Annotated in this window: 19 protein-coding genes, 2 rRNA genes and 1 pseudogene; 5 read left to right on the forward strand and 17 right to left on the reverse strand. The window is 71.9% G+C overall.

Translation table 11 applies throughout. From position 1 onward, the window contains the following. Positions 1 to 208: 208 nt before the first annotated feature. From ald to pyrG, 4 genes are all read right to left on the reverse strand, one after another. Positions 209 to 1324 (reverse strand): alanine dehydrogenase, encoded by a 1116-nt coding sequence (ald, locus tag ABD371_RS09855; protein WP_344475019.1) that lies wholly within the window; start codon positions 1322 to 1324, stop codon positions 209 to 211. Between the two features lie 152 nt (positions 1325 to 1476). After that, positions 1477 to 3513 carry a tetratricopeptide repeat protein gene (locus ABD371_RS09860; protein WP_381734651.1) on the reverse strand — a complete coding sequence of 679 codons (2037 nt, stop codon included), beginning with the start codon at positions 3511 to 3513 and terminating at the stop codon, positions 1477 to 1479. A gap of 230 nt (positions 3514 to 3743) precedes the next feature. Continuing rightward, positions 3744 to 4370 (reverse strand): NUDIX domain-containing protein, encoded by a 627-nt coding sequence (locus tag ABD371_RS09865; protein WP_344474945.1) that lies wholly within the window; start codon positions 4368 to 4370, stop codon positions 3744 to 3746. A 93-nt stretch (positions 4371 to 4463) separates the two neighbouring features. Beyond that, the gene (pyrG, locus tag ABD371_RS09870) at positions 4464 to 6113 is read right to left on the reverse strand and encodes a CTP synthase (RefSeq protein WP_190125912.1); all 1650 of its coding nucleotides are present in this window, start codon (positions 6111 to 6113) and stop codon (positions 4464 to 4466) included. Between the two features lie 471 nt (positions 6114 to 6584). Between pyrG and ABD371_RS09875 the strand changes: the two genes are divergently transcribed. Further along, a complete protein-coding gene (locus ABD371_RS09875) occupies positions 6585 to 8387 on the forward strand; it encodes a glycoside hydrolase family 15 protein (protein WP_344475023.1) in 1803 nt (600 codons plus the stop codon). A 61-nt stretch (positions 8388 to 8448) separates the two neighbouring features. Here the strand turns inward: ABD371_RS09875 and ABD371_RS09880 are convergent, their stop codons facing one another. The 5 genes from ABD371_RS09880 to ABD371_RS09900 all read right to left on the reverse strand — a co-directional run bounded on the left by ABD371_RS09880 (position 8449) and on the right by ABD371_RS09900 (position 13642). Next, positions 8449 to 9525, reverse strand: a complete 1077-nt coding sequence (locus ABD371_RS09880) for a glycosyltransferase family 4 protein (RefSeq protein WP_344474948.1) — start codon at positions 9523 to 9525, stop codon at positions 8449 to 8451. Positions 9526 to 9637: 112 nt separating this feature from the next. After that, positions 9638 to 11386 (reverse strand): DNA repair protein RecN, encoded by a 1749-nt coding sequence (gene recN, locus ABD371_RS09885; protein ID WP_344474950.1) that lies wholly within the window; start codon positions 11384 to 11386, stop codon positions 9638 to 9640. Positions 11387 to 11535: 149 nt separating this feature from the next. Next, positions 11536 to 12462, reverse strand: a complete 927-nt coding sequence (locus tag ABD371_RS09890; protein WP_344475025.1) for an NAD kinase — start codon at positions 12460 to 12462, stop codon at positions 11536 to 11538. A 44-nt stretch (positions 12463 to 12506) separates the two neighbouring features. Further along, positions 12507 to 13322, reverse strand: coding sequence for a TlyA family RNA methyltransferase (locus ABD371_RS09895; protein ID WP_344474952.1), 816 nt, complete (start codon positions 13320 to 13322; stop codon positions 12507 to 12509). A gap of 23 nt (positions 13323 to 13345) precedes the next feature. Continuing rightward, entirely contained in the window at positions 13346 to 13642 is a 297-nt protein-coding gene (locus tag ABD371_RS09900) for a hypothetical protein (protein ID WP_344474954.1), read from the reverse strand. A 43-nt stretch (positions 13643 to 13685) separates the two neighbouring features. On the opposite strand from ABD371_RS09900, the gene ABD371_RS09905 reads away from it, so the two are divergent. Continuing rightward, positions 13686 to 14033, forward strand: coding sequence for a sterol-binding protein (locus ABD371_RS09905; RefSeq protein ID WP_344474956.1), 348 nt, complete (start codon positions 13686 to 13688; stop codon positions 14031 to 14033). 45 nt (positions 14034 to 14078) lie between these two features. On the opposite strand, the gene ABD371_RS09910 is transcribed toward ABD371_RS09905, so the two are convergent. The 3 genes from ABD371_RS09910 to ABD371_RS09920 all read right to left on the reverse strand — a co-directional run bounded on the left by ABD371_RS09910 (position 14079) and on the right by ABD371_RS09920 (position 16986). Beyond that, positions 14079 to 14912 (reverse strand): ABC transporter ATP-binding protein, encoded by an 834-nt coding sequence (locus ABD371_RS09910; protein ID WP_344474958.1) that lies wholly within the window; start codon positions 14910 to 14912, stop codon positions 14079 to 14081. Between the two features lie 80 nt (positions 14913 to 14992). After that, positions 14993 to 16057 carry a FecCD family ABC transporter permease gene (locus ABD371_RS09915; protein WP_344475027.1) on the reverse strand — a complete coding sequence of 355 codons (1065 nt, stop codon included), beginning with the start codon at positions 16055 to 16057 and terminating at the stop codon, positions 14993 to 14995. 29 nt (positions 16058 to 16086) lie between these two features. Then, positions 16087 to 16986, reverse strand: a complete 900-nt coding sequence (locus tag ABD371_RS09920) for a FecCD family ABC transporter permease (RefSeq protein ID WP_381734665.1) — start codon at positions 16984 to 16986, stop codon at positions 16087 to 16089. Between the two features lie 232 nt (positions 16987 to 17218). Between ABD371_RS09920 and ABD371_RS09925 the strand changes: the two genes are divergently transcribed. Together ABD371_RS09925 and ABD371_RS09930 are read left to right on the forward strand one after the other, a co-directional pair. Further along, the gene (locus ABD371_RS09925; protein WP_344474959.1) at positions 17219 to 18226 is read left to right on the forward strand and encodes an ABC transporter substrate-binding protein; all 1008 of its coding nucleotides are present in this window, start codon (positions 17219 to 17221) and stop codon (positions 18224 to 18226) included. Beyond that, positions 18223 to 19050 (forward strand): siderophore-interacting protein, encoded by an 828-nt coding sequence (locus tag ABD371_RS09930; protein WP_344474960.1) that lies wholly within the window; start codon positions 18223 to 18225, stop codon positions 19048 to 19050. The genes ABD371_RS09925 and ABD371_RS09930 overlap by 4 nt, the downstream gene beginning before the upstream one ends. 55 nt (positions 19051 to 19105) lie before the next feature. Here the strand turns inward: ABD371_RS09930 and ABD371_RS09935 are convergent, their stop codons facing one another. After that, complete coding sequence (locus ABD371_RS09935; protein WP_344474962.1) at positions 19106 to 20140, reverse strand: HAD hydrolase-like protein; 1035 nt, start codon at positions 20138 to 20140, stop codon at positions 19106 to 19108. A gap of 74 nt (positions 20141 to 20214) precedes the next feature. Between ABD371_RS09935 and ABD371_RS09940 the strand changes: the two genes are divergently transcribed. Further along, complete coding sequence (locus tag ABD371_RS09940; RefSeq protein ID WP_344474964.1) at positions 20215 to 21510, forward strand: DUF1015 domain-containing protein; 1296 nt, start codon at positions 20215 to 20217, stop codon at positions 21508 to 21510. A gap of 44 nt (positions 21511 to 21554) precedes the next feature. On the opposite strand, the gene ABD371_RS09945 is transcribed toward ABD371_RS09940, so the two are convergent. The 4 genes and pseudogenes from ABD371_RS09945 to ABD371_RS09960 all read right to left on the reverse strand — a co-directional run. Further along, complete coding sequence (locus ABD371_RS09945) at positions 21555 to 22319, reverse strand: hypothetical protein (protein WP_344475031.1); 765 nt, start codon at positions 22317 to 22319, stop codon at positions 21555 to 21557. 492 nt (positions 22320 to 22811) lie between these two features. Beyond that, positions 22812 to 23567 (reverse strand): annotated as a pseudogene (locus ABD371_RS35845) (hypothetical protein); the annotation flags it as partial. Positions 23568 to 23964: 397 nt separating this feature from the next. Continuing rightward, a 5S ribosomal RNA gene (rrf, locus tag ABD371_RS09955) occupies positions 23965 to 24081 on the reverse strand. Positions 24082 to 24186: 105 nt separating this feature from the next. After that, a 23S ribosomal RNA gene (locus ABD371_RS09960) occupies positions 24187 to 24291 on the reverse strand; the annotation flags it as partial.

A 24291-nucleotide genomic window follows, 5' to 3' on the forward strand; every position in this document is an offset into this window, starting at 1 on the left:
AGGGAACACCCCGCTGTCAAGGGTGCGCGGCCGTCCGGCCGGGGTCCCGCGGGACGGTTTCGGGGGTGCGCGAATCGGTTGAAGGGTTACGTACAAGGCGAGTTGAACGGGTGCGCCCTGGGCCGGGTACGGCTCCGGCCGGACCTCGCGCAGCAAGGTCCGGCCGGGGGCACGATGTTGACGGCGGCCGTTGACCGCGGGCCGCCTCTCAGCCGATGAGCGTGGTCAGCTCGGTGTGGGGCAGCCCGTGGGCCTCGGCGACGGGACCGTAAACGACCTGGCCGTCGTGGGTGTTGAGGCCCAGGGCGAGCGCCGGGTCGCGGCGCAGCGCCTCGGTCCAGCCGAGGTTGGCCAGTTCGACTATGTAGGGCAGCGTCGCGTTGGTCAGCGCGTAGGTGGAGGTGTGGGGAACGGCACCCGGCATGTTGGCGACGCAGTAGAAGACGGAGTCGTGGACCGTGAAGGTCGGCTCGGCGTGCGTGGTCGGGTGGGAGTCCTCGAAGCAGCCGCCCTGGTCGATCGCGATGTCGACAAGGACACTTCCGGGCTTCATCTTGGCGACCAGCTCGTTGGTGACCAGCTTCGGTGCCTTGGCTCCGGGGATGAGCACGGCGCCGATGACGAGGTCGGCCTCGACGACGGCCTTCTCCAGCTCGTAGGCGTTGGAGACGATCGTCTGCACGGCGGTGCCGAAGATCTTGTCGGCCTCGCGGAGCTTGTTGATGTCGCGGTCGAGCAGGGTGACGTGGAAGCCCATGCCGACGGCGATCTGGGTCGCGTTCCAGCCGGAGACGCCGCCGCCGATGACGACGGCGCGGCCCGCGTGGGTGCCCGGGACGCCGCCCGGCAGCACGCCCCGGCCGCCGGCCGAGCGCATCAGGTGGTAGGCGCCGACCTGGGGGGCGAGCCGGCCCGCGACCTCGGACATCGGGGCGAGCAGCGGCAGTGCGCGGTTGGCGGTCTCGACCGTCTCGTACGCGATGGCGGTGGTGCCGGACTCCAGCAGGGCGTCCGTGCAGTCGCGGGAGGCCGCGAGGTGGAGGTAGGTGAAGAGGGTCTGGTCCTTGCGGAGGCGGTGGTACTCCTCGGCGATCGGCTCCTTGACCTTCAGCAGCAGGTCGGCGGTGGCCCAGACCTCGTCGGCGGTCGGCAGGATCCGGGCGCCCGCGGCGATGTACTCGTCGTCCGTGATCGAGGAGCCGACGCCGGCGTTCCGCTCGATGACGACCTCGTGGCCGTGGCGCACCAGCTCGTGGACGCCTGCGGGGGTGATCGCCACCCGGAACTCGTTGTTCTTGACCTCGCGGGGGATGCCGACCTTCACGTCGATCACGGTCCTTGACTCTGGGGATGTGGCGGATACAGGGGTACTTCCATACATACCGGTACACGAGGGGTACACCGGAAGACACCACGGGAAAGACGCGGTGGAGCCAGTTTAATGAAGGAATTCTCCCTGTCTAGCCTTACAAACAACTAATCTCCCGCCATGACGCTACGGATTTCGTAGGTTGACCCTGACTGCTCGCCTTCGGCTTCCAGCAATCTCTCGGCGGTGGTGCGGTGCAGGCCCGCCGCCGCCGGGTCGCCGAGCCTCTCCAGGGTGTCGGCCAGTCTGAGCTGGAGCGCGGCCTGGAGTCTGCGGTCCCCGGCCCGCCGGGCCCACTCGACCGCCTCGTGGCAGGTGTGCAGCGACTCCTGGGGCCGGCCCGCGTACTCCTGCACCCGGGCCGCCTCGCTCAGCGCGCGGGCCTGGGAGGGGAGGTCGCCCACCCGGCGGTAGCCCGCGACGGCGGCCCGCCAGCCGCGCAGCGCCTCGCCGTAGCGGCCCGCGTAGGTGTGCACGGTGCCGAGCCGCCCGTACAGCCGCGCCTCGTCCGCGCGCTCCCCCCGGGCCTGGCGCTGGACGAGCGCCCTGCCGTACCAGTCGGCGGCCCGGTGCCAGTCCCCCAGCTCCTGGTACGCGCCGCCGACGGATTCCATCGCGCGGCCGGTCGCGTACGGGTCGTTCGCGGCCCGGCCCGCGTCCAGGGCGGCCCGGTAGCGGGCGAGCGCGTCCTTCGTACGGCCGCTGCGGGCGTCGAGGTCGGCGAGGTTGAGCAGGGCGGCGGCCCGCTCCCGGTGCAGCTCCCGGCGCTCGGCGACCCCGAGGACCAGCCGGTGCAGACCGTACAGCTCGGGGGCGGCGGCGTCGGTGCCCCGGTGCGCGGCCAGCGCCCGCACCAGGGCCGAGACCAGCCGTCTGGCGAGGGTGTCCAGTTCCCCGTCGGCCACCGCGACCCGGGCGGCGGCGAGGAGGACATGCTGTCGGTCGCGCAGCCAGCGCTCGGCGGCGGCCGGGTGCTCGAAGCGCAGGGCGCGGGGCATGGCGGCGAGCGCCTTGCGGGCGGGGACGCTGTCCGGCTCGGTCACCGCCCGGCAGGAGTGCAGCTGGCGCACCGCCCGCTCCAGCATCCGGGCCCGGGCCGTCCGCAGATCGGCGGGTTTGTCGAGGGATTCGGTCAGCGCGCCCAGCAGCGGCCGCAGCGCGCCCGGCACCCGGTACTCCCCGTCCTCGCGGTGCAGCAGCCCGAGAGCGGCGAAGCCCTCCAGCGCGTCGAGGGCGTCGGGCACCGAGGAGCCCGCGAGGGAGGAGGCGATGTGCCCGTCGGCGATCCCGGCGGGGGCCAGCGCCAGCAGCCGCAGCAGCCGGGCGGCCGGGGGCGGCAGGGACTCGTACACCAGCCGGAAGGCGCGGGCGAGCGGGCGGGCGGCCTGCGAGGGCTGCTCGCCGTCGTCGGGCAGGGCGCGCAGCTGCCGGGTGGCGTCGGCGACGGAGAGTTTGGGGCGGGCGGCGAGCCAGCCGCCGACCAGGACCAGGGCGGCGGGGAGTCCGCCGCACTCCTCGGCGACGGACTCGGCGGCCTGCGGGTCCACGGTGATGCGCACGGATCCGGTGAAGGTGGCGAGGAGTTCGATGGCCGCCTTGGCGTCCAGGCCGCCGAGGGTGCACGGCCGGACGTCGGGGATGCCGGTCAGCGGGCCCCCCGAGACCGCGACGACCAGGCAGCCGCAGTCGTCGGGCAGCAGCGGGTCGACCTGCTCGGCGTCGGCCGCGTCGTCGAGCAGCAGCACGGCGCGCCGGCCGGCCAGCGCCTCGCGCAGCAGCTGGGAGAGCTCGTCCTCGTCCGCGCCGGGCGGGCCCTGGACGCCGAGGGCCTCCAGGAGCTGTCTGGCGGTCTCCTCGGTGGGGACGCGACGGCCGCCGGGCTCGGTGAGCCGCGCGGTCAGCACCCCGTCGGGGTAGTCGGGGGCGATCTCCTCGACGAGCCGCCGGGCGAGCGCGCTCCGTCCGGAGCCGGGGCGTCCGGCGATCAGGAGGACCCGGGCGCGGGGGGCCTTCCGGCCCGCGATGGTGTCCAGGCCGGCTCGTTCGATGTCGCTCCGGAGCGACTTCAGCTCCCGTTGCCGGCCGAAGAACCGGCCCCCGGACGCGCCGGGGCGTCCGCCCGAGTCCATCGCCTGATCCGTCACGGGCCACGCTCCCGTCGTCTCCGCGCACCTGCCGAGCCCGCAGGGGGTCCGCACGGGCGTTCCGAGCGTAGTTCACTCTCTGCGACGAACCGGGGGGAGCGTGTCCGATATATCGCCTGATCGGATTAATCAGATCGAAAGATCATCGGACTGTTGGGGCATGTGGCCGCACCCCGCCCGGCCCCTCCGCGACCCTCGGTCGAGGGGTGCGGAGGGGCCGGGTGGGGCGATCAGGCCTCGAAGGGGCGCGCGGGCCAGGGCGCCTCGGCCGGGCGCAGCGCGTCGAACCCCTCCCCCGCGAGCGCGGCGGTGGCCGCCATGACCGCCACCACCAGCGAGTTGTTGTGCAGCTCTCCGGCGAGCGCGCCGCGCACCAGCTCGGGCAGCGGCACCCGGGCCAGCTCCATGTCGGCCTCCTCGTGGGAGACCTCGTACCGCTCGCCGTCCGCCGCCGACAGCTCCCGGGCGAGGAAGATCCGTACGGCTTCGTCGCAGCCGCCGGGGGTGGTGTAGACGTCGGCCAGCACCCGCCAGTCCTCGGCCTTGACGTGGGCCTCCTCGTACAGCTCGCGCTGGGCGGCGTGCAGCGGGTTCTCGCCGGGGATGTCGAGCAGTCCGGCGGGGATCTCCCAGAGCCGCTGCCTGACCGGGTGGCGGTACTGGCGCAGCACGACCGCGCGGCCCTCGCCGTCGAGGGCGAGGATGGCGACCGAGCCGGGGTGGACCTGGTAGTCACGGCGGACGACCGTGCCGTCGGGCATGACCACGTCGTCCGTGCGGACGCTCGTCTTATTGCCCCGGAACGGGGTCGCGGTCGCGGTGACCCGCCACTGTTCGGGGGTGTCCTCAATCGCCATGTCTGTCGTCCTCACGCAGAAACCGCAAAAAAATAGACCGGGGTACGCATCAGTGAACGGATGCGTACCCCGGTCAACGGTAATGCCTGCCGGTCACTCGCCGGTCTTGCGCTCCACGGCGGCCTTCACCAGTCCGGCGAAGAGCGGGTGGGGGCGGGTGGGACGCGAGGTGAGCTCCGGGTGCGCCTGGGTGGCGACCAGGTAGGGGTGCGTCTCACGCGGGTACTCGACGTACTCGACCAGCTTGTTGTCCGGGCTGGTCCCGGAGAAGACGATGCCCGCCTTCTTCTCCAGCTCCGCGCGGTAGGCGTTGTTCACCTCGTAGCGGTGGCGGTGGCGCTCCTCCACGTACGGCTGGTCGCCGTAGGTCTCGCGGACGACCGAGCCCTCGGCCAGCTTGGCCGGGTAGAGCCCGAGGCGCATGGTGCCGCCGAGGTCGCCCGCGCCCTCGACGTACGCCAGCTGCTCCTCCATGGTGGAGATCACCGGGTGGGCGGTGGCGGCGTCGAACTCGGTGGAGTTGGCGTCGGGGATGCCGGCGAGGTTGCGGGCCGCCTCGATCACGATGCACTGGAGGCCCAGGCAGAGGCCGAGCAGCGGCACCCGGTTCTCGCGGGCGTACTGGATCGCGCCGACCTTGCCGCTGACGCCCCGGTCGCCGAAGCCGCCGGGGATGCAGATCGCGTCGACGTCGCCGAGGTGGCGGGCCGCCTCGGCGGGGGTCTTGCAATCGTCGGAGGTGACCCACTTCACCTTGACGCGGGCGCGGTTGGCGAAGCCGCCGGCGCGCAGCGCCTCGGTGACCGAGAGATAGGCGTCGGGCAGGTCGATGTACTTGCCGACCAGGGCGACGGTGACCTCGTGGTCGGGGTTGTGGACCCGGTCCAGCAGGTCCTCCCAGACCGTCCAGTCGACATCGCGGAAGGGCAGGTCGAGCTTGCGCACGACATAGGCGTCCAGGCCCTCGGTGTGGAGCACCTTGGGGATGTCGTAGATCGACTTGGCGTCGATGGCGGCGACCACGGCGGCCTCGTCCACGTCGCACATCAGCGAGATCTTGCGCTTGATGGCGACCGGGACCTCGCGGTCGGCGCGCAGCACGATGGCGTCGGGCTGGATGCCGATGTTCCGCAGGGCGGCGACCGAGTGCTGGGTGGGCTTGGTCTTCAGCTCGCCGGAGGGGCCGATGTAGGGCAGCAGCGAGATGTGGACGACGAAGACATTGTCCCGGCCGACCTCGTGGCGGACCTGGCGGACGGTCTCCAGGAACGGCAGCGACTCGATGTCGCCGACCGTGCCGCCGACCTCGGTGATGACGACGTCGACGTCGTCGGTCGCCATCCGGCGGATGCGGTGCTTGATCTCGTTGGTGATGTGCGGGATGACCTGGACGGTGTCGCCCAGGTACTCGCCGCGCCGCTCCTTGGCGATCACCTGGGAATAGACCTGCCCGGTGGTGACGTTCGCGGAGCCGTCGAGGTCGACGTCGAGGAAGCGCTCGTAGTGGCCGATGTCCAGGTCGGTCTCGGCGCCGTCGTTGGTGACGAACACCTCGCCGTGCTGGAAGGGGTTCATCGTGCCCGGGTCGACGTTCAGATAGGGGTCGAGCTTCTGCATCGTGACCCGCAGGCCCCGCGCCTTCAGCAGCGCACCCAGGCTGGAGGCCGTCAGGCCCTTGCCGAGGGAGGAAGCGACACCCCCGGTGACGAAGATGTGCTTGGTCGTCATGGATTTGGGCGGCATCGCCAAGAGGGGGCTCCCGTGGTCGCGAGGGTGAGGTGCGTGCCGGCGTCCTCCCGGCTGTTCAGGGAGGGGCCGTCGCTGCGGTTGCGGGGCTCCTGACTGAGTACAGGCGGGCCACCGGTCCACGGGATACCAGGGTATCAGCGACTCCGATGGACCGCTTCCGGCCACGCGTAGTCCCTCCCGTACCTCCTTCACCAGCCATTCACTCTTGGCTCACTCGTTCGGCTCACTCGGGTTGTCGAGACCGCCACGCGTAACTCCCCGGTGCGTCGTATCCTGCTCGGACACTCGCTTTACGGAGCAACGCGCAGGGGTGCGCTCAATTGAGCGGGGTGGTGGTGGGCGACGGGTGACACAGGCCAAAAGCGACATCCCCGACTTCAACCCGTGCCCCCTGGCTCGTCGGCGACCCTTGACGCCAAGTAAGCGCCCCAAGGGGCGGACATGGCCGTTCGACTGGAGATGCACGTGGCCGGGCGCATCGAGGATTACGCACTCATCGGAGACATGCAGACCGCCGCACTGGTCTGCCGGGACGGCACAGTCGACTGGCTGTGCCTCCCGCGCTTCGACTCGCATGCCGTCTTTGCCGGGCTGCTCGGTACCGAGGAGCACGGATTCTGGAGAATGGGCCCCGCCCATCCCGCACACGCCGAGCCGCCCGCGGCCGACCGGCGACGCTATCGCGGCGACTCCCTGATTCTGGAGTCGGAGTGGGACACACCGCGCGGCACGGTCCGAGTGACCGACTTCATGCCGCCGCGCGACGGGGCTCCGCAAGTGATCAGGATCGTGGAGGGCGTCTCCGGGCGGGTGCCGATGCGCTCCGCGCTGCGGATGCGCTTCAGCTACGGACGGATCACCCCCTGGGTCCACAAGGTCGACGGCCGCACGGTGGCCGTCGCCGGACCCGACTCGGTCTGGCTGGACACCGACACCGAGACCTACGGCAAGGACCTCACCACCTACTCCGACTTCACCGTCTCCCCCGGTGAGCGGATCGCCTTCACCATCAGCTGGCAGCCCTCGCACCACCGGCCGCCGGCGCTCCCCGAACCGGAGGCCGCGCTGGAGGCGACCGGGGAGTTCTGGCGGGAGTGGGTCGAGCACTGTACGTACCACGGGCCCTACCGCGAGGCCGTGATCCGCTCACTGATCACCCTCAAGGCCCTCACCTACGCGCCGACCGGCGGAATCGTCGCCGCGCCCACCACCTCCCTCCCGGAGGAGATCGGCGGCGTACGGAACTGGGACTACCGCTACACCTGGCTGCGGGACGCCGCGATCACCCTCTCCTCGCTGCTGCGCACCGGCTACCGGGAAGAGGCGCTCGCCTGGCGCGAGTGGCTGCTGCGGGCCGTCGCGGGCGACCCGGAGAACCTCCAGATCATGTACGGCATCGCCGGCGAACGGGAACTGGGCGAGGCCGAACTGGACTGGCTGCCCGGCTACGAGAACTCGGGACCGGTACGCGTGGGCAACGGCGCGGCCCATCAGCTCCAGCTCGATGTCTACGGCGAGGTCACCGAGGCCCTGCACCTGGCCCATATGACGGGCCTGGCGCGCAACGACTACGCCGCGCTGCTCCAGCTCCGGCTGATCCAGTATCTGGAGAAGCACTGGAACGAACCGGACGAGGGCATCTGGGAGGTGCGCGGCCCGCGCCGCCACTTCGTCCACTCCAAGGTGATGGCCTGGGTCGCCGTCGACCGGACCATCAAACTCATCGAGTCCGGCGACGCCGACGGACCGCTGGAGCGGTGGCGGCGGCTGCGCGACGACATCCACCGCGATGTCTGCGAGAAGGGGTACGACCCCGAGCGCAACACCTTCACCCAGTCCTACGGCTCCCAGGAGCTGGACGCCTCACTCCTGCTCATCCCGCAGATGGGCTTCCTCCCGCCGGACGACAAGCGCGTCATCGGCACCATCGAGGCGATCCAGCGCGAGCTGTCCACGGAGGACGGCTTCATCCTGCGCTACCCCACCGCCGGCGGGGAGGCGGGCCTCGACGGCCTGGCGGGCGACGAGGGCGCGTTCCTCGCCTGCTCGTTCTGGATGGCGGACGACCTGGCGATGATCGGGCGGGTCGACGAGGCCCGCAAGCTCTTCGAACGGCTGCTCGCCCTCCGTAACGATCTGGGACTGCTCGCGGAGGAGTGGGACTCCCGGCTCCAGCGCCAGGTCGGCAACTTCCCGCAGGCTTTCAGCCATGTTCCGCTGATCGACACGGCGCTGCGGCTCACCGCGTCGGGGGCGTACGGAGGATAGGACCCCGCTGTTTCCGCTTCCGGGCCCGAGACCGGCCCGGAAGCGGAGACGGAAACGCGGGTCAGCGGGCGACCAGCTCGTCGTAGACGCTCAGCACCTGGGCCACGGTCTCGTCCTCCGTGGGCCACCCGGCCGCCTGCGCCGGACCGGCCCGCACCAGCTCGGCCCGGCGAACCCGGTCCCCCAGCAGCCCGGCGACCGCTCCGGCGAGCGCCCCCACATCCCCGTACGGCACCAGCTCGGCCGCGTCCCCCACCAGCTCGGGCACCCCGCCGACGGCGGTCGCGACCAGCGGCACCCCCAGCCGCAGGGCCTCCTGCGCGAGCGGGGAGCGCGCCTCCCAGCGACTCGGCAGCACCGCGACGTCCGAGGCCACGAGGAGTTCGGCGATGTCGTCACGGCGGCCCAGCAGCCGCACCGGCAGCTCCTCCGAGGCGATCCGGCGCTCCAGCGCCGCCCGCCCCCGGCCCTCCCCCGCGATCAGCACCAGCGGCACCGGATCCAGCCGCCGCCACCAGCCGGCCGCGTCGAGCAGCGTCCGATACCCCCGCTCCGGCGTCAGACCGCCCACCGCCAGCACCAGGGGACGATCACCCGCCCCGAGCCCGGCCCTGGTCAGCGCGGCCCGGCCGGCCGGACGCCCCGAGGGCGCGGGCATCGCGAGCGGGGCCAGCCTCGCGTCCCGGGCGCCGCGCAGCCGGGCCCGGTCGACCAGCTCGGAACAGCTGCCGAGCGCCACCGCGGCCGCCCGCGCCGCCCGCCGCTCCAGCAGCCGCAGCACCCGCCCCCGGGCCCCGCCGTCCTGCCCCCGGGTGTGCCAGGTGACGACGAGCGGTATCCGCAGCCCGCTGAGCGCCAGCGCGGCCCGCACCCCCGCGTGCGGCCCGTGCGCGTGCACCACGTCGGCCGCCGCGCAGACCGATCTGAGCGCCCCCAGCGCCGCCGGATCACCGCGTCCGGGCACCGGCGCGAAACCGGCCCCGGCGGCCGGGAAGTCGTAGAGGTCCTCCAGCTCGGCCGGAGCGCACACGGTCACCCGCACCCCCCGCGCCACCAGCCCGGCGGCCAACGACCGGACGTGCGCACCGCTGCCCGCACCGCCGCCGCCCAGCACTTGCACCGTACGCAGCTGTGTCACCCGCCAAGAATGCCAGCCCGTACGCGCGTTCCGGCACCGTCCCTGTGCGCGCGCTGGCCACACCCCGCCCCCGGTTCACCCACTCGGGTGAACCTGTGGGGCGGCGACGGCTCTAGACCTCGGTCCGGGCCGCCGCCAGCAGTTCTTCCGCGTGGGCGCGCGCCGCCCGGGAGTCCTCCTGGCCGGCCAGCATCCGCGACAGCTCGCGCACCCGGTCCTCGCCCTCCAGGACGGTGACCCCGCTGCTGGTCACCGAACCGTCGTGGGTCTTCTCCACCAGCAGCTGACGGTCCGCGAACGCGGCCACCTGCGGCAGATGGGTCACCACGACGACCTGCGCGGTCCTCGCGAGCTTCGCCAGCCGGCGGCCGATCTCGACCGCCGCCCTGCCGCCGACGCCCGCGTCGACCTCGTCGAAGAGATAGGTGGGTACGGGGTCGGTCCCGGCGAAGACCACCTCGACCGCCAGCATCACCCGCGACAGCTCGCCGCCGGACGCGCCCTTGGCGATCGGTCGCGGCGGTGCGCCCGGGTGCGGGGCGAGCAGCAGCTCGACCTCGTCCACCCCGTGCGGTCCGTACGCCACCGTCCGGCCGTCGATCTCCACCCCGGCGTCCTCGTCGCACTCGGTCCGGCTCAGGGCGAACGACACCCGCGCGTGCGGCATCGCCAGCGAGGCCAGCTCCTCGGTGACGGCTTCGGCGAAGCGCGCGGCGGCCTCCGTGCGGACCTCGGTCAGCGTGCGCGCGAGGACGGAGAGTTCGGCGCGCAGCGCGTCCCGTTCGGCGGTCAGCTCCTCGATCCGGCCGTCGTCGCCGTCCAGCTCGGTGAGACGGGCGGCGCTCCGGTCCGACCAGGCCAGCACGGAGTCGACGGTGTCGCCGTACTTGCGGGTCAGCGAGGAGAGCGCGGCACGGCGCTCCTCGACGGCGGAGAGCCGTCGCGGGTCGGCGTCCAGCCGGTCCGCGTATCCGGCGAGTTCGCCCGCGACGTCGGCGAGCAGGATGGAGATCTCGCCCGTCCGCTCGGCGAGGGCCGCGAGCGCGGGATCGTGCGAGCGTACGGCGTCCAGCGCCCGGCCAGCGCCCGAGACCAGGGTCGCCGCGTCCACCCCCTCCGGGTCCTCCGGGTTCCCCACCAGCGCGGTGTGGGCGAGGGCGGCGGCGGAGGCGAGGGCTTCGGCGTGCCCGAGGCGCTCGGCCTCGGCGGCGAGTTCCGTGTCCTCGCCGGCCCGGGGGGCGACCCCGGCGATCTCGTCGAGTCCGAACCTCAGCAGATCCGCCTCCTGGACCCGCTCACGGGCCCGGGTGGTCAGCTCGGCGAGTTCGGCGGTGACGGCCCGCAGGCCCCGGTAGGCGGCGGTGTACGCGGTGTGCGGACCGGTGACCGCGTCCCCCGCGTACCGGTCGAGCGCCTCGCGCTGCCGGGCCGGGCGCAGCAGTCCCTGCTGATCGGTCTGGCCGTGGACGGCGACGAGATCGTCGGCGAGTTCGGCCAGCACCCCCACCGGCACCGAGCGCCCGCCGAGGTGCGCCCTGGAGCGGCCCTCGGCGGAGACGGTCCGGCTGATCAGGAGTGTGCCGTCGTCGAGTTCGGCCCCCGCCTCCTCCGCGCGCAGCGCGGCCGGGGCGCCGGCGGGCACGCCGATCCGGCCCTCCACCACTGCCGCTTTCGCGCCGATCCGCACCAGCGCCGGATCGGCCCGTCCGCCGAGCAGCAGCCCCAGGCTGGTGACGACCATGGTCTTGCCGGCGCCCGTCTCGCCGGTCACCGCGGTGAAACCGGGCGACAGCTCGACGACAGCGTCGTCGATGACCCCGAGCGACCGTATCCTCATCTCCTCCAACACGGACACGACCATACGAGGTTTCGCCGGCACGGCGCGACGCCGACCCCACCCCAGTCCCTCCCGGGACACGGGTCGCGCCCGGCGCGAGAGCCCCTCGGGGCCGGGCGGCGCCCCGGCCCGTCACCCGAACTGATGATCACGGCGGGGCGCGGCCGGCCCGCTCAGCCCGGGGCTCCCCGCCATCCGGAGACGGGCAGCGCGAACTTGGCCACCAGCCGGTCGGTGAAGGAGGCGTGGTGCAGCCGGGCCAGCCGGACCGGCACCGCGCCCCGGCGGACCTCCACCCGCGCGCCGGGCGGCAGTTCGACGGTACGGCGGCCGTCGCACCACAGGACGCCGTGCGGGGTGTGCGGCTGCACCTCCACCGCGAGGACCGAGGTCGGTGCGGTGACCAGCGGCTTCGCGAACAGCGCGTGGGCGCTGATCGGGACCATCAGCAGCGCCTCGACCTCCGGCCAGACCACCGGGCCGCCCGCCGAGAAGGCGTAGGCGGTCGAGCCGGTCGGGGTGGCGCAGACGATGCCGTCGCAGCCGAACGCGGTGACGGGACGGCCGTCGATCTCCAGGACCGCCTCCAGCATCCGCTCGGGCGAGACCTTCTGGACGGCGGCCTCGTTCAGCGCCCAGTCACGATGGACGATGTCCCCGTTGCTGCGGACCACCACATCGATGGTCATCCGCTCCTCGACCTCGTACTCCCGGGTGACGACCCGGTCGACGACCTTGTCGAGGTCGTCGCGCTCCGCCTCCGCGAGGAAGCCGACGCGGCCCAGGTTGACGCCGAGCATCGGCACCCCGGAGGCGCGGGCGAACGCGGCACCGCGCAGCAGGGTGCCGTCGCCGCCGAGCACGATCAGGAGTTCACAGCCGTCGAGCGCCTCGGGCGTGGCCTCGGGGACGGTCTCGACGGACGGCGGCAGCGGCAGATCGACGGCCTCCGCCTCCAGGACGCGTACGCGAAGACCGCAGCGGAGCAGTCCCTGGACGACGAGTTCGGCGCTGCGGATCGCGGCCGGGCGGCCGGTGTGCGCGAGCAGGAACACCCTGCGCTCGGCGCCCTCCCCGGTGTCGAAGGCGCACTCCGCCACCGGTGCCACTGATGTGTCTGGTGTCTCTGATGTGTCTGGTCTGGTCACCGAGGTCCCTCCGCCACTGCCCGGTCGACATCCGCCGGATCCAGCTCGGGCGCCCCGGCCCGGAGCCACAGAAAGTACTCGACGTTCCCGGAGGGACCGGGGAGCGGGCTGGCGGTGACGCCCAGCACACCCAGGCCGAGCGCGGCGGCCTGCGCGGCCACCGTCCGCACGGCCTCCTTGCGCAGCTCGGTGCTGCGCACCACGCCGCCGCTGCCGAGACGCTCCTTGCCCACCTCGAACTGGGGCTTGACCATCAGCACCAGATCGGCGTCGGGGGCGGCGCACCGCACCAGCGCCGGGAGCACCAGCCCGAGCGGGATGAAGGAGAGGTCTCCGACGACCAGGCCGACCGGCTCGCCGTCGATCGCCTCCAGCGTCAGCTCGCGCACATTGGTGCGGTCCTTGACCGTCACCCGGTCGTCGCTCTGGAGCGACCAGGCGAGCTGGCCGTAGCCGACGTCGACGGCGAGGACGTGCGCGACGCCCGCGCGCAGCAGCACATCGGTGAAGCCGCCGGTGGACGCTCCGGCGTCGAGCGCCCGGCGGCCCTCGACCGTCAGCCCGAGGGGGGCGAAGGCCGCCAGCGCCCCGGCGAGCTTGTGCCCGCCGCGCGAGACGTACTCGGGCTCGTCGCCGCCGGTGGCGACGACGACTGCGGCACTCGTCTCGACCTGGGTGGCCGGTTTGGTGGCGACATTGCCGCCGACGGTCACCCGCCCGGCGGCGATCAGCTGGCTGGCGTGCTCGCGCGAGCGCGCCAGGCTGCGGCGTACCAGTTCGGCGTCGAGACGGCGGCGGGCGACTCCTGCCACGTTCGGTTCAGCTCCTGTTGTCGTTACGAGGGTGACGGCGACGGCGTCCGAGGTGCGGGCGCGGCCGGCGGGTTTGCGTCGAGCGAGGCCAGCGTGGCACGCAGCCCCCGGTGTACATCCTCGTACACCTCCAGATGTCCGTCCGCCGGGAGGTGGTCCGCATCGGCCAGCCGCGCGAGCAGGGCGTCCACCCCGGCGTCGCCGGTGGGCGGGCGGGGGACGCCGAGCGGCGCGGGCACGGAGGGTTCGCCGGCCGGGGGCGGGGCCGCGGGCGGGGATCCAGGGCCGGGGGCGGGCGGGCCCGGCGTCGAGTCGCTCATGACCCAGACGCTACCGCGAAGCACTGAGGTACCGTCGATCATGATGGCGACGACGGAAGAGTGCCGCAGCGCGCTCAAAAGACTCAGCGACAGACTCACGCGCCCGGAGAGCGGCACAGGCGGTATCACTTCGTTCGACAGGTCCCTCAGCTGCCACATCAAGGACCTGGATGTCACCTTTGTCGGCCGTCTTCAGGATGGCCTGATCACGGTGCTCGACACCCTCCCCGGGCCGCCGCGCGACAAGGCGCAGATCCGCCTCGCGATGACGGGGGACGATCTGGTGGCGATGGTCGACGGCGAGCTGGAGTTCGCCAGGGCGTGGGCCTCGGGCCGGGTCCGGCTGGAGGCCGGATTCCGCGATCTGCTGCGCCTCAAGTCCCTTCTGTAGTCCGGGCCCGGCGGCGGACCGGGCCCGGACTCCCGAAGGGCCCCCTCAGAGGGTCTTCACGGCGGTGGCAGCGGCGGACGCCGTCGCCGCTGCCACCCGCTTGCGCGCCACCGGCACCACCAGCGGAGTGCCGGACTCGGGGTCCTCGATGACCTGGCTCCGCACCCCGAAGACCCGCTCCACCAGCTCCGCCGTCACCACCTCGGACGGCGCGCCCTCGGCGACGACCTTGCCCTCGTGCAGGGCGATGAGATGGGTGGCGTACCGGGCGGCCTGATTGAGGTCGTGGAGCACGGCGACCAGGGTCCGGCCCTGGGTCTCGTGCAGCTCCGCGCAGAGGTCGAGCACTTCCAGCTGGTGCTGGATGTCGAGGAAGGTGGTCGGCTCGTCCAGCAGCAGCAGCGGCGTCTGCTGGGCCAGGGCCATGGCGATCCACACCCGCTGGCGCTGCCCGCCGGAGAGTTCGTCGACATATCGGTCCGCCAGTGTGCCGACGCCGGTCGCCGCCATCGACTCCTGGACGATCCGCTCGTCCTCCGGCGACCACTGCCGCAGCAGCCCCTGGTGCGGGTAGCGGCCCCGGGCCACCAGGTCGGCGACGGTGATCCCGTCGGGGGCGATGGACGACTGGGGCAGCAGCCCGAGCGTCTTCGCGACCTTCTTCGCGGGCATCGAGTGGATCGTCTGCCCGTCCAGCAGCACCCGGCCCTCGGAGGGCTTCAGCATGCGCGAGAGGGCGCGCAGCAGGGTGGACTTGCCGCAGGCGTTGGGGCCGACGATGACCGTGAAGGAGTTGTCGGGTATCTCCACCGACAGGTTCTCGGCGATGACCCGCTGGTCGTAGCCGAGGGTGACCGATTCCGCGGTGAGACGCTGCATGGTGGTGGTGCTCCTGGATCGAGGGTTCACAAGGCGGCCGACAGGAAGTCCGGCGGGTTCGACGGGGAGTGCCGACGGTGTCATATGCGTCCCGCTCTCCGTTCGGTGACCAGCAGCCACAGCAGATAGCAGCCGCCGAGCACCGCCGTCACCACGCCGACCGGCAGCTGACGGTCGCCGAAGGCGACCGCGGCCACCCAGTCCGCGACGAGCAGCAGGGCCGCGCCCATCGCGGCCGAGGCGGCGAGGCCGGGCCCCGGCGAGCGGGTCAGCCGGCGGGCCAGCTGGGGCGCGCTGAGCGCGACGAAGGCGATCGGGCCGGCGGCGGCGGTCGCGGCGGCCATCAGCAGCACGCCCGCGGCCATCATCACCAGCCGCGCGCGCTCCACCGGCACCCCGAGGGCGTGGGCCGCGTCGTCGCCCATCTCCAGCACCCGCAGCGGCCGGGCGTACCAGGCGACGACCGGCACCAGCAGGGCGAAGGCCGCCAGCAGCGGCCAGACCTGGGTCCAGTCCCGGCCGTCGAGCGAGCCGGTCATCCAGAGAACGGCCCGGGTGGCGTCCACCAGGCTGGCCTTGGTGAGCAGATAGTGGTTGACGGCGGTGAGGACGGCGGCGACGCCGATGCCGACAAGGACCAGGCGGTAGCCGTGGACCCCGCGTTTCCAGGCGAGCAGATAGACCGCGACACCGGTCACCAGCCCGCCGACGAGCGCCCCGCCCGCGACGGCGAGTGCGGTGCCCTGGAAGAGCACGATCGCGCCGAGCGCGCCGACGGCCGCGCCCTGGCCGAAGCCGATCACATCGGGGCTGCCCAGGGGGTTGCGGGAGAGCGACTGGAAGATCGCGCCGCTGATCGCGAGCGACGCGCCGACGAGCAGCCCGACGAGGATCCTGGGCAGCCGCAGCTCCTGGACGACGAACTCGTGGGCCGCCGTGCCGTTGCCGAGCAGGGTGGCGACGACATCGCCGGGGGCGATCCGGAAGTCTCCGCTGCCGATCAGCACGACCGAGGCGGCGAACGCGACGCCCGTCAGCAGCAGGAAGACGACGGCCGCGCGCGGGTCGACCCGTACCGAGAGACCGCCGCCGGTGCGCACGGCCCGAACGGACCCGGTCGAGGACTTCGGCGAGGTCTCGGTCAAAGTCTTGGTGGGGGTCTTGGTCGAGGTCTTCACAGCTTGGCCATCCTCTTGCGGCGTACGAGCTGGATGAAGACGGGCCCGCCGATCAGCGCGGTGACGATGCCGACCTGAAGCTCCGACGGGCGGGTCACCAGCCGGCCGATGACATCCGCGCCCAGCAGCAGCACCGGCGCGAGCACGGCGGCGTACGGCATGATCCACCGCATGTCGGGCCCGGTGATGGCGCGGACGAGATGCGGAATCATCAGACCGACGAAGACGATCGGCCCGCAGGCGGCGGTAGCGGCCCCGCAGAGCAGGGTCACGCACACCATGGACAGAACACGGGTCCGGCCCAGGTTCGCGCCGAGCGCGCGGGCGGTGTCGTCGCCCATCTCCAGGGCGTTGAGCGGCCGTCCCAGCAGCAGCGCGAGCACCACGCCGACGCCGATGAACGGCGCGACCTTGGCGATCGTCTCCATGTCCGCCGAGGCCAGCGAACCCACCGTCCAGAAGCGCAGCTTGTCCAGCGCGGCCGAGTCCAGCAGCTGCACGGCGTTGATATAGCCGTAGAGCGCGGCGGTGGCGGCGGTTCCGGCGAGCGCCAGCCGTACCGGGTTCGCGGCGCGGCTCCCGCCGAGCACATAGACGAGGGCGGAGACGACGGCCGCGCCGAGGAAGGCGAACCAGACATAGCCCGTGAGCGAGGTGACCCCGAGGAAGCTGATCGCGGAGACGACGGCGGCGGACGCCCCCGCGTTCACCCCGAGCAGTCCGGGCTCCGCGAGCGGATTGCGGGTCAGCGCCTGCATCACCGCCCCGGCGAGCCCGAGGGCCGCGCCGGCGAGCAGCCCGAGCAGGGTACGCGGCACCCGCACCTCACGGACGATCACATCGTTGCCGACCCCGTCGCTGTCGAAGAGGCCGTGCCACACGTCGGAGAGCGGCATCGACTTCGCGCCGAACGCGATGCTCGCCACGCAGACCAGCACCAGCAGAACGACGGAAGCCAACAGTCCGGCGATCCGCACCACATGGCGACTTCGGGAGACGGGGGGCTGCGCGGGCACGCCGTCGGGCACGGGCCCCGATCCGGACGCCGCGCGGACTTGTGTACTGTCGACCAACACAAGGTTAGGTTAGCCTACCCTCTCATCAATTCTGTCTGACGGAAGTTCTCCCATGAACACCCCTGCCCTCTCCCGCCGACGCCTGCTGACCGCCACCGGGGCGCTCGGCATCGGCGCGCTGCTCACCGCCTGCGGAAACGACGAGAAGAAGAGCGCGTCAGAGGGCGGCTCATGGACCTTCACCGACGACCGGGGCAAGACCGCCAGGGCGAGCACCAGGCCCAAGAACATCGTGGCCTTCGTCAGCACCGCGGCCGCCCTCCACGACTACGGCGTCACCTGCACCGGAGTCTTCGGCCCCACCGACCCGGTGAACGGAAAGCCGAACCCGCAGGCCGGCGACCTGGACATCAGCAAGCTCACCAGCCTCGGCAAGGCCTGGGGCGAGTTCAGCGTCGAGAAGTACGCGGCACTCGACCCCGATCTGCTGATCAGCAACATGTTCCCGCCGCCCGCCCTCTGGTACGTCCCGGAGGAGAGCGTCAAGAAGATCGAGAAGCTGGCTCCCACCGTCGGGATCGACGGAGCGCACAAGTCCCTTCTCGAACCGCTGAAGCGGTACACCGAACTCGCCGAATCGCTCGGAGCCGACCTCAAGGCCGCCAAGGTCACCGAGGCGAAGGCCCGCTTCGACCGCGCCGAGGCCGCCCTCCGCGAGGCCGCCGAGCGCAATGGCGGCCTCAAGGTGCTCGCCATGGCCGGCGACCCCGAGAACATGTACGTCGCCGTCCCCGACTCCAACTGCGACCTCAACTACTTCAAGGACCTCGGCATCGAGTTCGTCGAGGGCAAGAAGAGCGACGACTGGGGCTTCTGGGAGTTCCTCAGCTGGGAGAACGCGGACAAGTACCACGCCGATCTGATCATGATCGACAACCGCTCCAACGCCCTGTCCGCCAAGGGCCTCGCCAAGAAGCCCACCTGGAACCGGCTCCCCGCCGTCAAGGCGGGCCAGACCGTCCCCTGGTCCGTGGAGGAGCGCTACAGCTACGCCGGCTTCGCCCCCGTCCTGGAGCAGCTCGCCGCCGCCGTCGCCCGCTCGAAGAAGCTCAAGCCGTGAGCGACGCCCTGTACGCGTTCTTCAGCATCCATGTCCTCTCCACCGAGCAGCTCACCCCGTCGATGATCAGAGTGACCTTCGGCGGCGACGACCTCGCCCGCGCGGCCACCGCCGGCCTGGACCAGCGCGTGAAGCTCTTCCTGCCCCACCCCGGCCAGGACGAACCGGTCATGCCCGACACCGACCGGGACGACTGGTACGCGGCGTGGCGCGCCCTCGACCCCGACACACGCGGCATCATGCGCACCTACACCGTGCGCTCACTCCGCCGCGACCCCTGCGAAATCGTGATCGACTTCGCCACCCACGGCGATCTGGGCCCGGCCTCCCGCTGGGTCCGCACCGCCGTCCCCGGCTCCGTGCTCGGCCTCCTCGCCCCGCTCGGCGAGGAGAACGCCGGATACGACTTCCGGCCGCCCGAGGACACCGACTGGATCCTGCTCACCGGCGACGAGTCCGCGCTCCCCGCCGTCGCGAACATCCTGGAGACACTGCCCCCGGACACCCCGGTCCGGGTCTGGCTGGAACTCAACGACCCGGCCGACCGCCAGACGCTCCCCACCAGGGCCGACGCCGACATCGTCTGGCTCACCGGCCGGGGCGCCACCCCCGAGGCGATCGCCTCGGCCGAGCTGCCGACAGGTCTCCCGTACGCCTGGATCGCGGGCGAGGCCGCCACTGTACGGGCGGTACGCCGCCAACTCGTCGGCGAACGCGGCTTCGACCGGCGCAGGGTGAAGTTCACCGGCTACTGGCGCGCGGGAGCATCCGAGGATGATCTCATGGCTGCCGACACCACCGCCGCCGGCGAAGAAGAAGCCTGACCCGAGCGCCGGTGGTCCCTCCCCGAGGAGAGACCACCGGCACTCGCTTCCCGGGCTACAGGCCCAGCCTGGACAGCGCCTCGCCCGCGTCCAGCCCGCAGACACCGTCCCCCGCGTCCGACCAGGCCGCCGCGCACAGCGCCCGCAGCCCGTCCATCGCGTCCCCCTCGCCCTCCAGCACCAGCGCCCCGGCGCGCGCCACGGCCGTCCACCCGCCGCACCGGAAACCGCCGCCCCCCGGTACGGCCCCGACCTCCGGCTGACCGGTCAGCATCCCGCGCAGATCCGCGTCCACATACGTCGGCCGGTGCTCCGGCGGCGCGGCCAGCAGCAGCGCCCCGTCCGTGACCCCGGTCAGCACCAGCAGCGAGTCCACACCCCCGTTGAACGCGCCCTCGATGTCCGTGTCCAGCCGGTCCCCCACCACCAGCGGCCGACGCGCCCCCGTCCGCAGCACCGTCTCCCGGTGCATCGGCGGCAGCGGCTTCCCCGCCACCCTCGGCTCCGCGCCGGTCGCGATCCGCACCACCTCCACGGCCGCGCCATTGCCCGGCGCGATCCCCCGAGCACTCGGAATCGTCAGATCCGTATTCGAGGCGAACCACGGAACCCCCCGCGCGATGGCGTAACAGGCCTCCGCGAACCGCCCCCACGGCAGCTCGGGACCGCCGTACCCCTGCACCACGGCCGCCGGATCGTCGTCCGCCGACTCCACCGGCACCAGCCCGCGCTCACGCAGCGCGACCCTCAGCCCCTCCCCGCCGATCACCAGCACCCGGGACCCGGCCGGCACCTCCTCGGAGATCAACCGGGCCACCGCCTGCGCCGAGTTGATGACATCCGCCGCCGCCGTCTCCACCCCCAGCTCGGTGATGTGCTCCGCCACCGCCTCCGGCGTACGCAGCGCGTTGTTCGTCACATACGCCAGCCGCATCCCGCCCGCCCGCGCCGCCAACAGCGAGTCAACGGCGTACGCGATCGCCTCACCACCCGCGTACACCACGCCGTCCAGGTCCAACAGCGCGGTGTCGTACGCCTCGCTCAGCGCCTTCGCGCTCGCCCCCGGCCGGGTCCTGCTCAGCTGACTCATCCGTCTCTGCTCCTCGATCGAACGTCCACTCCCCCCGATCATCGCTCATCGCCCGCCCCACATACGATGCACGGATGAACTGCGAAGGTCCCGCGGCCAATGACGGTCTGCGCCTGATCCCCTTCCGTGGACTCCGGTACGTCCCCGAGCGGGTCGGTTCTCTCGCAGCCGTGACCTCCCCGCCGTACGACGTCGTCGTACGGCCCGATGGACTCCACCATCTGGAATCGGCTGATCCGTACAACATCGTCCGGCTGATCCTCCCGCAGGCGCCCACCCCCGGCGCCCGCCACCGCCGGGCCGCCGACACCCTCACCCGCTGGCTGGACGAAGGCGTCCTCGCCCCCGACCCCCAACCCGCCCTCTATGTGTACGAGCAGCGCCGCGGCGACCTCCTCCAGCGCGGGGTCATCGGCGCGCTCGCCCTCTCCGAACCGTCCGAAGGAGTCGTCCTCCCCCACGAGGACGTGATGCCGGACATCGTGGCCGACCGCGCGGAGCTGATGCGCACCACCGGAGCCAATCTCGAACCGCTGCTGCTCACCTACCGCAGCACCGGCGGCTCCACCACCGGCACCACCGGCACCACCGCCGTCGTCGAACGCACCGCGCTGCGGACACCGCTGCTCGCCACGACCACGGAGGACGGCTTCAGCCACCGGCTGTGGGCCGTCACCGACCCCGCCGAACTCGCCGAGATCCAGACCGATCTGGCGGGCCGCCAGGCACTGATCGCCGACGGCCACCACCGCTGGGCCACCTATCTCCGGCTGCGCGCCGAGCACCCGGACGCCACCGGCCCCTGGGGGTACGGACTGGTCCTGCTGATCGACTCGGCCCACCACCCGCTCCGCGTCCGCGCGATCCACCGGCTGCTGCACCGACTCCCGGTCGCCGACGCCCTGGCCGCCCTCGGCGACTCCTTCCGCGTCCGGCGTCTCGACGTACCGCTCGACCGGGCCATGGAGACCCTCGCCGAGACCTCCGCCGGAGGCAACGCCTTCCTCCTCGCCGGCGACGGCACCTTCCACCTGCTGGACCGCCCCGACCCGGCACTCCTCTCCCGCACCGTGCGAACCGACCGCCCCGAGGCCTGGCGCACCCTGGACGCGACCGTCCTCCACGCCACACTCCTCGACCACCTCTGGCGGATCCCGGACGCCCCGGAGCACATCGCCTACATCCACGACACAGAGGCGGCCGTCACCCAGGCGGAACGCCACGGCGGTACGGCGGTGCTGATGCATCCGGTACGGGAGGAAGTCGTACGGGAGCTGGCCCGCGAGGGCGTGACCATGCCCCGCAAGTCCACCTCCTTCGGCCCCAAACCGGCGACCGGTCTGGTGCTCAGAAGTCTGACCCTGGAATGACAGAAGGGCGGCACCGCGAGGTGCCGCCCTTCATGTCTCACCGACTACTTGTCGTCGCGGCGGTCGTCGCCGTCCTCGATGTCGACCTCGGCCTCAGCCTCAGCAACGACCTCGTCCTCGGCCTCGTCGTCGAACTCGGAGCGGTCGTCCTCGTCCGCCTCGATCGCCTCGTCCTCGCTCACGGCGTCGACGAACTCGACCCCGTCCAGCTCGGCGAGGCGGTCGGACGCGTCGGTCACGCCGTCCTTGTCGGACTCCAGCGTCTTGGCGAACCACTCACGCGCGTCGTCCTCACGGCCGGCCGCGAGCAGCGCGTCCGCGTAGGCGTACCGCAGCCGCGGGGTCCAGGGCTGCACCGAGTTGGAAGCCAGCTCCGGGCTCTGAAGCGTCACAATGGCGGCGTCCAGCTGGTCCATGTCCCGGCGCGCACCGGCCGCGACCAGGCGCATCTCCACCTGACCGGCCTTGTCGAGCTTCTGCACCTCGGGCTCCCCGGCCATGGCGAGCGCGCGCTCGGGGCGTCCCAGTCCCCGCTCGCAGTCCGCCATGACGGGCCACAGCTCCACACTGCCGGTCATCCGGCGCGAAGCACGGAACTCCGCCAGCGCCTCGGTGTACCGCTGCGTGGCATACGCGGCAAAACCAGCCGCCTCACGAACCGCGGCCACCCTGGAGGCGAGCCGAAGCGCGACCCTGGAGTAGCCATAGGCCTCCTCCGGGTCCTCGTCGATCAGCTTGGCGACCATGACCAGGTTCCTGGAGACATCCTCGGCCAGCCCCTTCGGCAGGCTCAGAAGCTCCTGGCGCACATCCTGATCGATCTCGTCACCGGTGACGTCATCCGGAATCGGCAGCCGCTTGATCGGCTCACGGTCCGGACGGTCCCGGTCGTCACGCCGGCCATAACCACCACGGTCATCACGGCCACGATCGTCACGCCGGCCATAGCCACCGCCACCACCACCGGAGGGACGGCCACCACGGTCATCACGGGAGCCCCGGTATCCACCGCGGTCACGGTCGTCGTCACGACGGCCGTAGCCACCGCCACCACCGGACGGCCGGTCATCACGACGGAAACCGCCACCGCCACCGGAGGGGCGGTCGTCACGGCGGAAGCCACCGCCGGAAGACGGCCGGTCATCGCGGCGACCATAGCCACCACCAGACGGCCGGTCATCACGACGGAAGTCCCCACCCGAGGGCCGGTCGTCACGACGGAAACCGCCGCCACCACCGGACGGGCGGTCATCGCGACGGAAGCCGCCACCGCCACCGGAGGGCCGGTCGTCGCGGCGGAAACCGCCACCGCCGGAAGACGGCCGGTCGTCACGCCGGCCGTAGCCACCGCCACCACCACTGCTGGGACGACCACCACGGTCATCATCACGACGGAACGACGGACGGTCGTCACGACGGTCATCACGCCCACCACCGGACGGACGATCATCCCGACGGAACCCACCCGAAGGCCGGTCATCGCGACGGAACCCACCGCCACCACCGGACGGGCGGTCGTCACGACGGAACCCACCGCCGGAAGACGGCCGGTCATCACGGCGACCATAGCCACCACCAGACGGCCGGTCATCACGACGGAAGTCCCCACCCGAGGGACGGTCATCACGGCGGAAACCGCCACCGCCACCGGAGGGCCGGTCGTCGCGGCGGAAACCGCCGCCGCCGGAAGACGGCCGGTCGTCACGCCGGCCGTAGCCACCGCCACCACCACTGCTGGGACGACCACCACGGTCATCATCACGACGGAACGACGGACGGTCGTCACGACGGTCATCACGCCCACCACCGGACGGACGATCATCCCGACGGAACCCACCCGAAGGCCGGTCGTCACGACGGAACCCACCGCCCCCACCAGACGGGCGGTCATCGCGACGGAACCCACCGCCACCACCACCGGAGGGACGGTCATCGCGACGGAAACCGCCACCGCCACTGGAGGGACGGTCGTCACGGCGGAAGCCACCGCCGGAAGACGGACGGTCATCGCGGCGACCATAGCCACCACCGGACGGCCGGTCATCACGACGAGGAGCCCCACCGGAGGGGCGGTCATCGCGACGGAAACCGCCACCGCCGGAAGACGGCCGGTCGTCACGCCGGCCGTAGCCACCGCCACCACCACTGCTGGGACGACCACCACGGTCATCACGCGAACCGCGATATCCACCACGGTCGTCGTCACGACGAGGCCCACGGTCGTCACGGCCACCGCGGAATCCGCCCCGGTCGCCGCCGCCGTCCCTACGGCGCGGCTCGCGCTCGGAACGGTCGTCGGGAGAGTTGGTGGGCATCGGTGTGACTCCTGTCTTCGGGTACTACGTCATTCTCGCGCAGCCGGCGACCGGCCGCGCTTCGATCTATCTGCACAACAAAACAAAAAAGGACCCTTGGTCCAGCGCGTGAACGCTGGACCAAGGGTCCCTAAATATTGTTCGGCGGCGTCCTACTCTCCCACAGGGTCCCCCCTGCAGTACCATCGGCGCTGAAAGGCTTAGCTTCCGGGTTCGGAATGTAACCGGGCGTTTCCCTAACGCTATGACCACCGAAACCCTATTGGTTTCGAGCGAACAAGCACACTCTTCAATTAAGTGGTTCTACTGAAACCAGCAACTGTTCGTTGCTTCAGAACTAACACAGTGGACGCGAGCAACTGAGGACAAGCCCTCGGCCTATTAGTACCGGTCACCTCCACACCTCACGGTGCTTCCAGATCCGGCCTATCAACCCAGTCGTCTACTGGGAGCCTTAACCCCTCAA

It is taken from the genome of Streptomyces amakusaensis (assembly GCF_039532665.1).
In the GTDB taxonomy this organism is placed as follows: Bacteria; Actinomycetota; Actinomycetes; order Streptomycetales; family Streptomycetaceae; genus Streptomyces; species Streptomyces amakusaensis.